Consider the following 14,449-nt stretch of genomic DNA (forward strand, 5'->3'; position numbering starts at 1 on the left):
GAGCGACCAAACGCATATATTGATTTACCCGCTACACAGAACATTTCAATCCACGCTCCCGTGTGGGGAGCGACTTCGAACATTGCTATGCAATTACCTTCGCAAAACAAATTTCAATCCACGCTCCCGTGTGGGGAGCGACTATCATGCGGGGGCTGTTTCGTATGAGGAACTTTTAATTTCAATCCACGCTCCCGTGTGGGGAGCGACGGTGCCGTTCTCATTCAACAAATGATTGAAGCAGAAAATTTCAATCCACGCTCCCGTGTGGGGAGCGACAGCAAAAATAAACAAATATCTTTGATAGGCCAGTCTATTTTATCATCTTTTTTACAAAATAGAATAAAAAAAGCTTTTTGTCAAGATAAAATACTGCTTATAAACCCTTCTTATGGGGTGCGAATTCACTACATTTTTATGTTCACATACCATTCGCACTAAACCAGCAATACCCCCTCAATGTCAAAGGAAGGCTTAGCACCTATGTGCTTAACCTTTCCCTTATAATTATTTCCTAAGTAATAAAATCGCAGACTGTCCTTATCCTTATCAATAATCTGTTCCAATTTATACTGAAGTTCACGGCATTTTGCTGCATCCAGAACACATTCAAAAACTGAATTCTGAACGCGCTGACCATAATTTACACATTGTTTTGCCACCTGTCTCAGCCGTTTCTTGCCGGAAGCAGTTTCAGTATTGACATCGTAAGTAATTAGTACAAGCAATTTTATCACCTGCCCACAGTTAATAATTACTTCCACATAAACGGTGGGTATGCGTCAAGATCACCCCTTATAAATCTTGCAAGCAGCATAGCCTGCACATATGGAACCAGGCCCCATTCAATTTTTTCCTCAAGGAACGGATGTCTTATTTGTTCCTGTTTTCGCGACTGCCATGCCGATAAGATGGTTTTGCGCGCATCATCATTAATAAGGACGGTGCCGTTTTCCTTTTGGCAAAAATCTTCTTTCTTTACGCACCTCTTATTAATGAGCGAGAGCACGAATCTGTCTGCAAACACACTTCGCAACTCTTCCATTAAATCCAGTGCCAGTGAAATACGGCCCGGCCTATCACGGTGCATAAATCCAACATATGGATCCAAGCCTACAGTTTCGAGAGCTGCAGCAACATCATGCGCAAGCAGTGTATAAACGAAAGAGAGCATGGCGTTCACATTATCAGTTGGAGGTCTCTTATTGCGTCCGGTAAAGTAAAAATCATTCTTTTGTTGAAGAATAAGGTCATCAAGAACGCTGAAATAATTACTTGCCGCCTCACCTTCAAAGCCGCGCAGTTCATCCAAAGATGCACTTTTTGAAATCAAAGATAGACTTTTTGAAAGCACGGTTGAAACATCTTTAAGGTGCACTACATCTAAACGTAAAGCATAATCGCGTATTGCACGCTCTATCACCCACTTCGCATTATACACCTTGCCGATAATAAAGCTTTTCGCAATATTAAGACTTAGCTCCTCACTTTCAGAAATTCGATACTGGGCCTTTCGCAGCGTGACATTGCCCCTGACCTCGCCGACCACCCGGGCGAGGAATTTGCCGTTTGGTGTGAGGAAACTCAAAGCAATATTGCGTTTTGCACACGCTCCCATCAACGCAGGACTTACCCCAATATAGCTGAAAACTATAATACTTTCAAGATTGTGAAGCGGCAGACGTGCAACCTCATTGTTTTCTTTCAGAACGACGATATTCTCACCGTCGAGCGAAAGATATACATTCGGGGAAGTGACATACAGCGTGTTGAGTAGTTTTCTCATGACAAACCCTCCCCCAGATGCTCCTGAATATATGATATTGCCGATCTGTTTTTGCAAAGCCGCGGCAAACATAGTCCCGCAATTGAACATGCGCGGCACTGTTTGCCAGTTTTGACCTTTGGTGTGTATCTGCGAGCAAACATCTCATGCATTTCCGTAAACATATCAATAACACGTTGACGCAGTTCTGGATCCAGCGTCACTTTGGTACGATGCCTTGTTTCACCATAGTAAAGATATCCCGCAGGTATGCTGCAGGCGAACATTTCCTCAAGGCAGAGAGCCTGGGCGGCAAGCTGCAGATTATCCTCATCGGTTTCCTTTGGCTTGCCGCGCTTATATTCTACAGGCACAGGCAGATACAGCCCTTCTCTGCCCGGGATATTTATGCCACTTTTATTCTCACGGAATTCAACAACATCGCATACGCCTCGAGCACCTAAAGTGTGGGAGAATATAGGCATACCTCTGGAAATAATTACACCGCCGCGCTTTTCATCAAAAAAGTTATCATGCGCTTTATCGTGCAATATTTCACCTTCAATAGTACGCAGATTTTCGTCCCATTGCTGCTCGATATGTATAAGCGCCCACTGTCTGCGGCAGAATGCAAAATGCTGTATCCCTGAAAGCGGCAGAAAATCCTCTTCGGCATAGTACATATTCAGAGCATCCTTTGGCAGGTGACACCGGCAGGCAATGCGTCAGTATTTACCTTTACGGAATAATCGCTGTATTTGCGGGCAGGCTTTGTTTTGTCCTTGCGTTCTACAGTTACAGTCTCGAACAACTTATAGGCAGGGGCGTTGCCGAAAATACTGTCATGCTTAAAGACAATAAGTTCCCGTACTGCCATTTTGCCGCGGGAAGCGGAATGATCATGTTCAAACATATTCTTTATAGCTTCCCACAGCAAATTTAAGTCTTCCTCAGAGAATCCGGTGACTTTTTGGGCAAGATTTGCCGAAATAAAGCCCTCGGCCCGATAAAGGGCATAGGGGATAATGTATTTGCGCCCCATCTCAGTGCCTTTCTTTTCAGCGTCTTCCTCTTTTGTTATCGCAACACGGGTAATTGCAACCTCCTGCTGTACTATAGGGTCTATACTGCGGGCAAACCCAATTTGAACTGGTCCGCGAACTTGTCCGCAGTTCAAAGCCGCCTTGACAAATGTAGTCATAACCGCCCCGAATGTACGGATATCATAAAAGTTTTTGCACATAAAATCTCTGATCTTGGTATCCAGTTCAGGGTCTTTCTTTTTTGCGTCTTTGATATTGTTTTCATCGACCTTCAGATACTCAAATGCGGTTTTATCAATCGTGTTGAGAGGTACCGTATCCTGTATGTAAATGCCGTAACCGCTCTCATTGCCCTTGACTGTCTGGACATAATTGCGGATTTTGCGTTTGAGGCATACATCGGTAACAATCCCATATCCGGTTTCAGGGTCAATCCGCGGCATGTTGCCAGCGTCGGGGTCCCCGTTGGGGTTTCCGTTTTCAACATCAAAAAGAATTACAAATTCATACCTGTTTTTAATAGCATCCATCTTACTTATCCTCCTTATCCGATTTGGTATATATCGCCTTCTGCTGATGATAATAGCCAAGAATAAATACGCCCTGTTCATTCAGTGAAAGATGGGCTGGGAAAGGCTCTTGTTCCACATCAAGTTTGTCTAAAAGATCCCTTATTCTGCGTTCATTGACAGTTCCATATTCAGACTTTGCAATATGGTGCTTGCTTAACCTGAGAAGTATCGGAAAAACGGTTGCCGGAGCAGTACAGGCAGAAGCAAAATATCTGTCCTTGATAGTTGAATTTATGCCCGGGTTTGCGTCCTGCTGAGCCTTCTCCAAAACCGCAAACAGCCTGCCGAGTACATAGGCGCGGTTATTGCTTTCCTCTCTTAATGACACCGTTAAAACCTCCTTTAATCTATCATCCTTTTTGCGGATAAGGCATGCTTTTATAATGGCGGCCTTGCCGCGGGTAATGTTCTGTTCTGATCGGATACGCATAATCGCATTGCTCAAAAACAACTCTGGATACGGTAACCCAGACAACATACTACGCATCATTTCACTCGTCAGCAAACGGTAAGCATTCTTTTCGCGGGATATACTCGGAACACTTTCATCTAACAGCTTCCAAACCGGCAGATATTCAAAATCGGACGGCGATTTTTCAATCTCCAGATCGCGATAGTGCTGCGCTACGTTTTCAAGTATGTTGCCGAAAGTATTTGCCAAAAAGAACTGTACCGAAAGCCTTCCGGCATTTGGGGCAAGTCCCAGTACATAGAACCGTGTAGAACTGTCAAATGAATATTTTGTATCCTCCGAAATCGGCTTGCCCTGTACAATCCTTTTAAAAATACCCTCTAACTCCCCCTCAGCCGCCTTATCTACAGCCATTTCGCCGTCTGAATCAGATTTTTTAACAGGGTTTAGTGCAAAACTGAAAAGGTCTCTGTATATTTTTTTGGGGCTCATGGCCCAGTAGACTACCGTTGTATCGCCGATTACCTGTCTATGCTCTGTGTCGGCCAAAAGGTAGTTAAGAGCCGTTCCGTATGCAAAGGCCGCATATTCACTCACCGGCGCGTTCAGCCCTTGCCCGGTTTTATCTTTTAACTCATGACCATATGATTCAAATGCGCTTTCGTTGAACGAAACCAGCGATACTACCATTTGGGCGTTTTTTATTCCCTTTATTCTGGGGTGTAACCGTGCAATAGGCTCAACTTTGCCTGTGACCAAGCACTGCATATAAACCTTGCTTGAATTCTTTGAACGGTAGTTTTCCCAAGCGGTTCTTATTGCCTTGTCTTGGTGTGCGTATCCGATGCCTTGTATCATGAAAACTATATTAGCGCCGGCAATTATATCGTTATAAAAGTTCTTGAGCGCCTCACATTTCTGTGCTTTTTCTGGCTGCCAGCTGTCAATAAACGCAAGTACGGCTTTTGCTGGTATGCTGTCCACGCCATCAAGTATTCGGTGATGTAATTCTGCAAAGGCGGAAAAACACTTTTTTACTCGTTCAGGTTTGCCTTTCGCATCGACGCCTAAAACATAACTGGAATTTTCACAAAGAAAATTAGATTTAATGCCCGACGCCTTTTTTTCCTGTTCGGGGACTTCCATCGGGCGCGGCACTTCAACAGTCTTTTTGCCTCGCGTGACCGACTGCTTTAAAGGTATGACATTGAGCAGTTCTCCCTGCGGCGAAAGATTCAATGCATATGAAACATTGGCTATGACGTAACCCGGGTGCGGCACTTCACCGGCCTTGACCAATATTTCATAATATTCGTACAGCGATTGGAGTATCATTGAACCACCTCACAGTCTCTGAGGTCAATAACTCCATTTTTCATCGACGCGCGGAAAAACAAAGGCTTTATGTTACGCGGATCGGAATAATCCATGTCAAAAAGCATAAATCCCAGGTCGCGGCTTTCTTGTATGCCCTCTTTATCCGGATCGCCCTCGAAAACTCTAAAATTCGCCGGAAACTCGCGGCATCCGAAACACGGCTGATGAAAACACTGCCCGTTTTGAAGCCTGCGCATTACAATGCTGTAGTGCTTTTCGGGCGTATCTTTCTCACCCGCCTTTGAAGTCATCTCAAAATGTGCCTCGATTATGTACCGTACATTTTTGAGTACCAGCGACGCCCGCTGCTGAATATCAATCGGGGTGTAAATTGGGCTTATCCGCCCTGTGCCGTTCATGGCGGATTTTGCATTCCTTGCTGAAATTTTGGACTTTACTTCATTGCGTCGGATGTTTGTAAACTTGATGGGATTGCAGACTACTATTTTGTCTATAAACCATCTGATGGCAGGTTTATAATATATGGCTTCAATAAGCCCTCGTGCCGCGGAAGGCGTAATAACATCATAGCTGACGCGTTCAACCTTCATTTCGGGCCTTGTAAAAAGAGCATAATCGCCCCATACCTCAATCTTGATTCCATATCCCACTTCACACTTCTCCTTTCTTTTGTAATTTTTTATAAAATGCTTTTTGCTTGTGTCACCTCCGTCTGAATTCTATTTTTAATTTCTTTCACCCCATTTCATAGGTATTGAAATCTAAGCATTTGTTATACGTTTATGTAATAAGCGACTGGTTTATGAATGTTTTTCTGATTCGCTCATAATAATTAGTACAGGTCAAATCTCGCTAACCGAGATTTGTGGGTTGAAATATAGGTATTGATATCTATAAAAAGCATTCAGCAGAGCAGGACTTTCGTCCTGCTCTGCATTTTATCACACAAAAAATCCCACACCAGTATCGACGCTCGCGTCAAGACCAGTTTCCCTACTGTATTTATGATCATCGGTCAGCACAGCAATCTCACTGTCGACAGCGGAAATACATCCGGCATCGTACAATGCACGATAATGATTCTCATAGATATTGACACTGTATTGCTGAACTTTACGCAAAAGCTGCCTGCTATGCTGCCCTTCGCGCAGTTTGTCCGCAAGTTCTTTTGCCTCATCGCAATCCGGTATTAACACTGTCCTCGTTTCCTTATCGTCGATTAGCTTGAATTTCTGTGCAACCTCTGCGAATGGGAAGCTAAGATCCTTTTCGTAGCCGTCTTCAAAGCGTTTTATGACACTTTTAGCGTCAAGCCCCTTGTCCTCGGCGTAATATAGCTGCGTAAAATATGCAGTGATAGCCTCAGGCGACATCGGGTCTTCTTTAAACTGTTTTGCAACAGAGTCAGCAAACGCCTCCCATCGTCTCTGCTCATCCGAATTATGCTGGTATTTCCCCTCTGGTTCAAAGATATAAACCGGGCTTATACCGTTTTTGCCCTCACGATTGCAGCGGCCGGCCGCCTGTATATCGGAATCAAGCCCCGCCGCTGCACGATATACGACCGGAAAATCCAAATCGACACCTGCTTCAACAAGGCTTGTCGCCACAACCCGGCAAGGCAGCTTATGGTCAAGCCGGCACTTTATTCTTTCTAATGTCTGTGAACGGTGTTTCGGATACATCATCGTAGAAAGATGGAAGGCACCTTCTTTATTCAATAGATTGAAAACGGCCTGCGCTTGTTTTCTTGTTCTGACAATACACAAAACTTGATTATAAGTATTCAGCTTTGCAGCCAGTTCTTCATCCGAAAGAGGCCCCACAAATTGTAATGTAGTGCGCCTGAAAAATTCGTACAGTTCCTTTTTGTCCTCGCATATTTCTTTTACTTCAAGTTCCTTTGGGAAGAAACTGTCCAGCGCGGGCTGTGTAGCACTGCATAAAACCGCCGTACAACCGTAGTTATAAACGAGCTCGGCTATAGCCCGCACGCATGGCTGCAAATACGGCAGCGGAATCATCTGTGCTTCATCAAAAACAATCACGCTGTTGACTATATTATGGAGTTTGCGGCATTTCGACGGGCGGTTGCCAAATAACGACTCAAAAAACTGCACCGTCGTGGTTACTATTACCGGCATGTCCCAATTTTCAGTAGCAAGCCTCTGACGAGTTAACATCTCGCTGGAATCATCGTAGTTGAAATTTGAATGGTGTTCCAGCACGTTTTCTTCACCCAATATACCTTTAAATACAGCTGCATTCTGCTCAATGATTGAATTGTACGGTATCACATAAATAATCCGCTGCAGCTTATGTATTTTCGCATGCCTTAGTGCAAATGCCAGAGACGCTATGGTCTTGCCGCCGCCGGTGGGCACAGTAAGCGTATAAGCTCCCTTATCCATCTCCGCTTTTTGCAGGCATGTATTCAAAATATGTGTCCTCTTTTTATTTATTGGCGTATCTGATTTAGAGAATTTCGGCAGAAACTGCTCTAACTTTTCATAAAGTGCCTGAATACTCTCTCCGATTTTGCGGTCGACATCTCCGTTCATGGACCTTTCAGTATCCAGAAAATCGGCATCCACCAGACATGAGTAAAGCATACGGAGATAAAACGCCAGCGAGAACCCGATTTTATATAAGGGCCGTATAGGAATTCTGCAGTCAGGGCTTATAATAGGATTAATCTCTTCTTTATAATGCTCATAGTTTTCAATCTGCTTCTTCAGCCGGCCGCGCAGTGTCGCGTCATCCTGCGTATCGGCGTTTTTTCCTCCGTCAGGCAATCCGGAATGATGCCCCGCGATGCAATAGCCGAGCAGAAATCCAAGATCGCCGTACAGCTTGTTTGCCTCAACCGCACCGGCTGTTGAGTGGTCAACCAGATTTCCGCCCTCTCTCAACCGCCTTTGAAATTTGGCAGTGTATTTCCCTATGTCGTGGAGCAGGCCGCACAGCCATGCTATTTCACCGCTGTTAAAAGGGTCCGCGAATTCCCTCGCACGCTCTGCAACATTCTTCAGATGTTCCGTAAGCAATTGCCACTCGGTTTGATCCAGCACCTCATTGGTTTTCGGGTCGGTCTTTGTATGGGCATAATATTTTTCAGGACTCACCATATTAATGACCACCTATCTATTATTCACCTACATTTTAGTATCAATAGCATAAAAAGTAAACCATTTTACGACTTTTTTTGTCACAAATAGCATTTATACATTCCTTATCACCCGGAAAACAATAAACAAAATTAAAGCTGATTTGGCAGAAAAACTTTATACTGGCTTTTAAAAAAGAAAAGTATAAGGCTTGGAGGTCTTTTTTCCGCTCCCGCGTGGGAAGCGACTTGAAAAAATATTGCGCCAGTGGTTAAAGAAACTAAGAATTTCAATCCACGCTCCCGCGTGGGGAGCGACATATTATTACAATTATAGTATCATATGCCCTTTCAAATTTCAACTTGCCCGATATACCCAAGCCACAACTCTCCCCGTCATCAGCAGCCCGGCTAAAATTACCCCGTTGATGAATAAAAGGATAATCAAATGCCAGTTTAAGGAATATTATTTAGAGTAGGTTTTAAAGCTCGCCGCTGAAGGGAGGAATAGATATATGGGCCTAAACGACAGAAAGTCAAATACGCATACCTTCCGCAAAGCATTTTTTGGTTATGAAAGAAGTCAGGTTGAGAGAGAGTTTTGCAAATTAAAAGAAGACATAAGATCATATATTGAAGAGATAGACAAATTAAGGGACGAGCAGTTAGAACTGAGTGATAAGCTGGAGCAGTATAAATCTATAGAAGAGGAAAACCTGAAATTGAAAGAAGAACTAAAGCGTTATAAGGCTATAGAAGAGGCAATGCAGCAGTGCCTGATGCTTGCCCAGCAGACAAGCGACGAAATCAAAAACAGCGCCGCCGAAAAAGCCCAGGGCATAATCAGCGAAGCTGAGAAATCGGCGCAGAAGATAATCAATGACGCCAACCTCGAAGCCAACAAGATTAAGATGGCATACGAAACGGCAAAGAACGAGATCTACAGTTTCAAGGCGAAATCAGAATCGCTCCTGCAAGCCCAGTTGGATATTATTAAGCAACTGGCACCCTGATGTACCTGATTTTGGAACGCTTCCCTCTCCCGCGTATACAACTCTATGTATTATTTACTTCACCGCTGTTACAAAACGCCGGAATAAAGCCTCCTGACCGGCATCTGCGCAAAGGCCGGCCGGGAAGCTTTTTTCCGGCATAAAATTTGCTTATGCAATACGTTTTAATGCGAACCCACTATATTATCTAAGTAGTACTTGTATTCCCTTTCTAAGCCCTCGTCCAGCGAGACTTTCGGCTTCCATCCGGTTTTAAAGATTTTGGTATTGTCCAATACCCTTCTCGGAGTGCCGTCGGGTTTGCTCGAATCGAATACGATTTTGCCTTCATATCCAACGACCTTTTTAATCTTTTCCGCCAGTTCCCGAATGCTTATCTCCTGACCGGAGCCGATATTGATAAACTCGTTGCCCTCATAGTTGTTCATCAGATATACGCAGGCATCCGCCATATCGTCTACATAGAGAAATTCCCTGAGCGGCGTACCCGTTCCCCAAAGCTCAACGACGGGGCTGTTATTTACCTTTGCCTTGTGGAACTTGATTATCATTGAGGGAATGACGTGGGAATTCTCAATATCGAACCTGTCGTTTACGCCATAAAGGCTGGCGGGCATGACGCTTATATATTTTGTCCCGTATTGTTTATTGTAGGACTGGCACATTTTAATGCCTGAAATCTTGGCAAGGGCGTAAGCCTCATTTGTCGGCTCCAGTTCTCCGGTCAGCAGGTACTCCTCTTTAATAGGCTGCGGGCACTTTTTGGGATAAATACAGGAGCTTCCGAGGAGCATCAGTTTTCGGACATGGTTCTTAAAGGCGCTTCTTAACACGTTGCACTGGATTGCCATATTTTCCATAATAAAATCCGCGGGATAAGTATCGTTGGCATGAATTCCGCCGACTTTAGCCGCGGCAAGAAACACATATTCAGGTTTTTCCCGCTCGAAGAAGGCTTCGGTCTGGGCCTGATTGGTCAAATCAAGCTCCTTATGCGTGGCCGAAACGATATTCGTATATCCCTGCCGGACAAGGCTTCTGACAATCGCAGAACCGACCATTCCGGTATGGCCCGCTACATAAATTTTGCTCCCTTTATCCAATACGCTCACCTCATAAATTCAAGGATTCAAATCTGCATTCACCATAATTTTCACAAGCTCCTCAAAGGATACTTTCGGCGACCATCCGAGCTTTTCGCGGGCTTTTTTCGCATTGCCGAGCAGCAGATCCACTTCACTCGGCCTGAAATACCGCTCGCTTATCCCTATAAGCTGTTTTCCTGTTCTGCTGTCCACCCCGATTTCATTCAAGCCGCTGCCTTCCCAGGCGATATCAATACCCACACACTTAAAGGCGAGCTCACAGAATTCCCTTACCGTATGGGTCTCACCGGTGGCAACAACATAGTCGTCGGGTTTTTCCTGCTGAAGTATAAGCCACATGGCCTCAACATAATCCCCGGCGTAACCCCAGTCGCGTTTTGCGTCGAGGTTGCCGAGAATAAGTTTATCCTGCTTGCCCTTCAATATATTCGAAATGCCCTTTGTAATCTTTCTCGTCACGAAATTTTCGCCTCTTCTGGGCGATTCGTGGTTAAACAAGATACCGTTGCAGGCAAACATGCCATATGCTTCTCTGTAATTTACGGTTATCCAATAGGCATAAAGTTTCGCTGCGGCATAAGGGCTTCTCGGGTAAAAGGGAGTATTTTCAGTCTGGGGCGTTTCCCGCACCTTTCCAAACAGCTCGCTGGAGGACGCCTGATAGTATTTGATACTCGGGTCAACCTCTTTTATGCTCCCGAGCAGCCTCAGTGTGCCGAGCGCATTAACATCGGACGTATATTCCGGTATATCAAAGGAGATTTTAACGTCGCTCTGCGCGGCGAGATTATATACTTCAGATGGCTGTATCTGATACAGCAGCCTGCTTAAACTGCCGCTGTCGTTTAAATCACCGTAATGCAAAAACAGCTTTTTGTCTCTGATGGAATCGTCCGCGAGCAGATGTTCAATTCTCTGGGTATTTACATTGCTGCTTCTGCGGACTATCCCATGGACTTCATACCCTTTTTTAAGCAGCAATTCCGTCAGATAGGACCCATCCTGTCCGGTTATACCTGTTATCAATGCTTTTTTCATAGCAGCCTCACTATTCCTTAATTTATTGTTTTACGCCACTTTACTGTTATCATATGCCGCGGGGCGCCGCCTTGTTATGGTTCCGCTCCGGTTTTACCACGGGCTCCCCACCGGCATGCAGTCCTTTGCGCATTGATAGAACCTGAATTTTGAAAAGTCCCTGGTGGTTATCATATCTGCCGTCCTCTTTGCCCACATCAGGCCATTAAAATAAGCATAGAACCTGGCCCTGCTGATAAGATTCGACATGTCGCCGTAATACTTGGCGACACGCTTTAAGAATACCTCTCCGTAACATTCGAGGATGACGCCGAGGTCATATGCCGGGTCGCCTATGCCGGAAAAGCCAAATCCTATGACTCCGTTTAACTTTTTCGTCTCTTTATCGAAGATAAAGGCCGCAGGGTTGGGGTTGGCATGTATGACGGCAGGGGTATATTTAAGGAAGTTCTTGTCGCTAAGGACAACCTCAAGGTTTTCGTCAATTGCTTTTTGAGACAGGCTGTCGCAGTAGGGATATATTTTTCGCTTTATATCCCTTATCTCGGACAAGACATTTTCTTTTGTAATATCCACCTGCGCATCGCCGATTTTATAGAACTTTGCCGCCTTAAGAGGCACTGCGTGAAGCTGACGCAAAAAGCTGCCTATCTGCCTTGCGATATGGTTCTGGTCACCGATGCTAAGTTTCAGTATCTGGTCGCGTGTGAGCGGCGCCCCTTTAATAAAATCACATTTAACCGCGCTGTCCTCAATCAATTCCATTTTCGGCAGGCGGGTATCAATATACTCGCTCACAAACGAGGTTATTTTGCATTGGTTTGCCAGATAACAGGCCGTCCAGTCGTATTTTGCGAATTTAAAAATATGCTCATCGTTTATAATGACAACATCGCTGTGATTTCCATCCGTCAGGTTGAACCCAACATTCGTGACTTGTATCTGCGGAAACTTTCTTTTGACATATTCAACGTACTTTGCCAGCTTATCAGCCATTGTCATATCACCCTACTTGTTGAAAAATAAGCTAATTCCTCAGTACAGCAGCTTTATATTTGTCTCAGGCCAATCTTTAAGGCGCATTACGGTATTTGAAAGGCTCGAATATCCGTTGCCAATAAAGAAATCGCATTGGGCGGCCAGGTAGGTGTCCTTGATAATTTCAATCGTATCCTTTTGCATCTCAACTCCCTTATGGCGCTTATTGGGATAGTCCAGCAGGCAGGTCGGAATCCGCTCCGCAAATTTGATTTTCTTGCTTTCGGGATAGATCATCATATCGTTTTTGCCATAGAGCTTTTTGTACTGCCTGAAGATTTTATTGGAGTCGGTAATAAGGAAAACATGCCGTATATTGAACCGGCTTATAAAGTCCCATACATGGGGCTTATAATACTCGTTCAAATCGTATAACTGCGCCACCTCAGTGACTATGGCGTCCTCCCGCACATGGACGCCGATAATCGGCCGTTCGTCCCTAAAGTCAGGGTGGGTATTGATGAATTTCTTGATCTCCCTCTTTATCTCGGGCTTCGGCTTGAGATATTTTTTAAACAGCCTGCGGTAGATCTGACAGGGTGTCATGCCATATGACCAATGAGCACTTGTGGACCAGGGTAAAAGCGCCCTCAAGGGATAATAGACGTCGCTTACGACGACATTCGCGTCGCTTTCCATCATGCTCTTCAGATCGCGGCCTTCCATCTTCAGTCTGTCAGTGTCTTCCGCCATGACATTTTCATATTTCCAAACAGGGGGATAATAGGTGAATTCAGGACGGATTACATCGTCCACCGTATATTCCGACAAAGGTTCAAAGAATACTTCGAAAGCATTTGTATCTATTGACGTGCTATACATGCTTTCCATGCCCCAGTATACGACTGGGGTCCGTCCCGTCAGCTCAGCGGCATAGATTTGGCATATTACATGGTCCACATCTTTCCATATACTGCGTCCGAGAGCCTTGATCAACAGAAATTTATTAGTCGGCATAGGTATTGACACCTCCGTAGAATTCCGGATACTCGATTTTATGGTTTTTCGCCCAAGCGGCCCGTACTGCCGCTGCTTTTCTCTTCCTCTTTCTGGCCATGCGCTTTTCCTGTTTTAAACTACGGTAGAAAAGGGTCATATGCTCATCGGGCCAGTCCTTTAACCGCTTTACTGTATAAGAAACATTGGAATACCCGTTTCCAATGAAATAATCACATCTTGCCCCAAGATAAGTGTCTTTTATAATCTCAATGCCTTTTCTCCGTTTGTTGCTGTAGTTCTGCAGATGGGCGGCGTTTCTGGTATCGGCCAGCTTTCCCCTCCTGCAGTCAGTAAACACAAGCATTGAGCCGTAGAGCTTCTTGAAATGCTCCAATATCTCCTCGCAGTCCGTCAAGAGCAATATCTTCTTGATGCCGAATTTGCTTATATATTTGTCTATTTCCGTCTGATATCTCTTATTTAAGTTAGAGAGCTTTTCTACCTCCCGAACCTTGTCGCCACCGCGGATATGGACTCCCAGCAGCGGGCCTTTGCCTTTCATATTCTGGTCATAAAATTCGTCTATCTCTTGCTGTATATCAGGCTTTAGTTTCAAATAAATATTGAAAAGGCAGCGGTAGATTTCATGCGCCGTCATGCCGTACGCCCAGTGTTCCGCCGGGATATACGGGATCATCGGCCGTATAAAATAGTGAACGTCGCTTACCACCACATTAGCGTCGCTTGCCAACATATCGCCCAGATCCCTATAGGTCCACGCTATCTTGTCGAGGTCCTCCACCATAATGTTTTTTGAGTTCCAAATCGGGGGATAGAAAGTATATTCCGGTTTCGCAATATCGTGGATAGTGTATTCAGACACCGGTTCAAAATATAGGTCGAAGGCGTTTGTAGTAAAGGATTCGGAATAAAGGCTGTTTGTGCCCCAGTATACAACCGGGATTCTGCGTGTTATCTGAGCCGCGAGAAGCTGCCCCATCACATGGTCAACATCTGACCAGAAACCGCAGCCCCATGATTTTATCAATAAAAACCGTTCATTCATAATTTCAGCACCT

The 14,449-nt window shown here is 44.8% G+C and carries 13 protein-coding genes and 1 CRISPR repeat array (1 of these 14 cut by a window edge); of the genes, 1 reads left to right on the plus strand and 12 read right to left on the minus strand.

The features are described 5' to 3' along the window. Positions 1-279: a CRISPR direct-repeat array (repeat unit 32 nt; unit sequence ATTTCAATCCACGCTCCCGTGTGGGGAGCGAC); it begins 5,212 nt to the left of the window's first position. Positions 280-437: 158 nt separating this feature from the next. From cas2 to cas3, 7 genes are all read right to left on the minus strand, one after another. After that, positions 438-728 (minus strand): CRISPR-associated endonuclease Cas2, encoded by a 291-nt coding sequence (gene cas2 / locus V6C21_RS01190; protein WP_034844230.1) that lies wholly within the window; start codon positions 726-728, stop codon positions 438-440. Between the two features lie 26 nt (positions 729-754). Then, a complete protein-coding gene (cas1c, locus tag V6C21_RS01195) occupies positions 755-1,786 on the minus strand; it encodes a type I-C CRISPR-associated endonuclease Cas1c (RefSeq protein ID WP_479268131.1) in 1,032 nt (343 codons plus the stop codon). Further along, complete coding sequence (cas4, locus tag V6C21_RS01200) at positions 1,783-2,448, minus strand: CRISPR-associated protein Cas4 (RefSeq protein ID WP_479268132.1); 666 nt, start codon at positions 2,446-2,448, stop codon at positions 1,783-1,785. Before cas4 ends, cas1c begins: the two co-directional genes overlap by 4 nt. A gap of 2 nt (positions 2,449-2,450) precedes the next feature. Beyond that, complete coding sequence (gene cas7c, locus V6C21_RS01205; RefSeq protein ID WP_034844202.1) at positions 2,451-3,338, minus strand: type I-C CRISPR-associated protein Cas7/Csd2; 888 nt, start codon at positions 3,336-3,338, stop codon at positions 2,451-2,453. 1 nt (position 3,339) lies between these two features. After that, positions 3,340-5,127: a type I-C CRISPR-associated protein Cas8c/Csd1 gene (gene cas8c, locus V6C21_RS01210; protein WP_479268133.1), complete on the minus strand. Its 1,788-nt coding sequence runs from the start codon at positions 5,125-5,127 to the stop codon at positions 3,340-3,342. Beyond that, on the minus strand, positions 5,124-5,780 hold the full coding sequence (cas5c, locus tag V6C21_RS01215) for a type I-C CRISPR-associated protein Cas5c (protein WP_034844198.1): 657 nt from the start codon (positions 5,778-5,780) through the stop codon (positions 5,124-5,126). The genes cas8c and cas5c overlap by 4 nt, the downstream gene beginning before the upstream one ends. Positions 5,781-6,071: 291 nt before the next feature. Next, the gene (gene cas3 / locus V6C21_RS01220; protein WP_479268134.1) at positions 6,072-8,258 is read right to left on the minus strand and encodes a CRISPR-associated helicase Cas3'; all 2,187 of its coding nucleotides are present in this window, start codon (positions 8,256-8,258) and stop codon (positions 6,072-6,074) included. A gap of 493 nt (positions 8,259-8,751) precedes the next feature. On the opposite strand from cas3, the gene V6C21_RS01225 reads away from it, so the two are divergent. After that, positions 8,752-9,249 (plus strand): DivIVA domain-containing protein, encoded by a 498-nt coding sequence (locus tag V6C21_RS01225; protein ID WP_051492592.1) that lies wholly within the window; start codon positions 8,752-8,754, stop codon positions 9,247-9,249. Between the two features lie 164 nt (positions 9,250-9,413). On the opposite strand, the gene V6C21_RS01230 is transcribed toward V6C21_RS01225, so the two are convergent. The 5 genes from V6C21_RS01230 to V6C21_RS01250 all read right to left on the minus strand — a co-directional run bounded on the left by V6C21_RS01230 (position 9,414) and on the right by V6C21_RS01250 (position 14,436). Continuing rightward, on the minus strand, positions 9,414-10,352 hold the full coding sequence (locus tag V6C21_RS01230; protein WP_034843529.1) for a GDP-L-fucose synthase family protein: 939 nt from the start codon (positions 10,350-10,352) through the stop codon (positions 9,414-9,416). An 18-nt stretch (positions 10,353-10,370) separates the two neighbouring features. Further along, positions 10,371-11,393: a GDP-mannose 4,6-dehydratase gene (gmd, locus tag V6C21_RS01235; RefSeq protein WP_034843527.1), complete on the minus strand. Its 1,023-nt coding sequence runs from the start codon at positions 11,391-11,393 to the stop codon at positions 10,371-10,373. Between the two features lie 93 nt (positions 11,394-11,486). Further along, the gene (locus tag V6C21_RS01240) at positions 11,487-12,389 is read right to left on the minus strand and encodes a phosphotransferase family protein (RefSeq protein WP_479268135.1); all 903 of its coding nucleotides are present in this window, start codon (positions 12,387-12,389) and stop codon (positions 11,487-11,489) included. 39 nt (positions 12,390-12,428) lie between these two features. Next, on the minus strand, positions 12,429-13,388 hold the full coding sequence (locus tag V6C21_RS01245; protein ID WP_479268136.1) for an O-fucosyltransferase family protein: 960 nt from the start codon (positions 13,386-13,388) through the stop codon (positions 12,429-12,431). Beyond that, a complete protein-coding gene (locus V6C21_RS01250) occupies positions 13,378-14,436 on the minus strand; it encodes an O-fucosyltransferase family protein (protein WP_479268137.1) in 1,059 nt (352 codons plus the stop codon). The genes V6C21_RS01245 and V6C21_RS01250 overlap by 11 nt, the downstream gene beginning before the upstream one ends. Between the last annotated feature and the right edge of the window lie 13 nt (positions 14,437-14,449).

Origin of the sequence: [Clostridium] cellulosi (assembly GCF_036762875.1) — a bacterium.
GTDB lineage: Bacteria > Bacillota > Clostridia > Oscillospirales > Ethanoligenentaceae > Ruminiclostridium_D > Ruminiclostridium_D cellulosi.

What these genes read in the sequence shown, in the direction of transcription:
- cas1c (WP_479268131.1), bottom strand. Translation starts at nt 1,786, where the DNA reads ATGAGAAAACTACTCAACACGCTGTATGTCACTTCCCCGAATGTATAT.
- cas4 (WP_479268132.1), bottom strand. Translation starts at nt 2,448, where the DNA reads ATGTACTATGCCGAAGAGGATTTTCTGCCGCTTTCAGGGATACAGCAT.
- cas7c (WP_034844202.1), bottom strand. Translation starts at nt 3,338, where the DNA reads ATGGATGCTATTAAAAACAGGTATGAATTTGTAATTCTTTTTGATGTT.
- cas8c (WP_479268133.1), bottom strand. Translation starts at nt 5,127, where the DNA reads ATGATACTCCAATCGCTGTACGAATATTATGAAATATTGGTCAAGGCC.
- cas3 (WP_479268134.1), bottom strand. Translation starts at nt 8,258, where the DNA reads ATGGTGAGTCCTGAAAAATATTATGCCCATACAAAGACCGACCCGAAA.
- V6C21_RS01225 (WP_051492592.1), top strand. Translation starts at nt 8,752, where the DNA reads ATGGGCCTAAACGACAGAAAGTCAAATACGCATACCTTCCGCAAAGCA.
- gmd (WP_034843527.1), bottom strand. Translation starts at nt 11,393, where the DNA reads ATGAAAAAAGCATTGATAACAGGTATAACCGGACAGGATGGGTCCTAT.
- V6C21_RS01240 (WP_479268135.1), bottom strand. Translation starts at nt 12,389, where the DNA reads ATGGCTGATAAGCTGGCAAAGTACGTTGAATATGTCAAAAGAAAGTTT.
- V6C21_RS01245 (WP_479268136.1), bottom strand. Translation starts at nt 13,388, where the DNA reads ATGCCGACTAATAAATTTCTGTTGATCAAGGCTCTCGGACGCAGTATA.
- V6C21_RS01250 (WP_479268137.1), bottom strand. Translation starts at nt 14,436, where the DNA reads ATGAATGAACGGTTTTTATTGATAAAATCATGGGGCTGCGGTTTCTGG.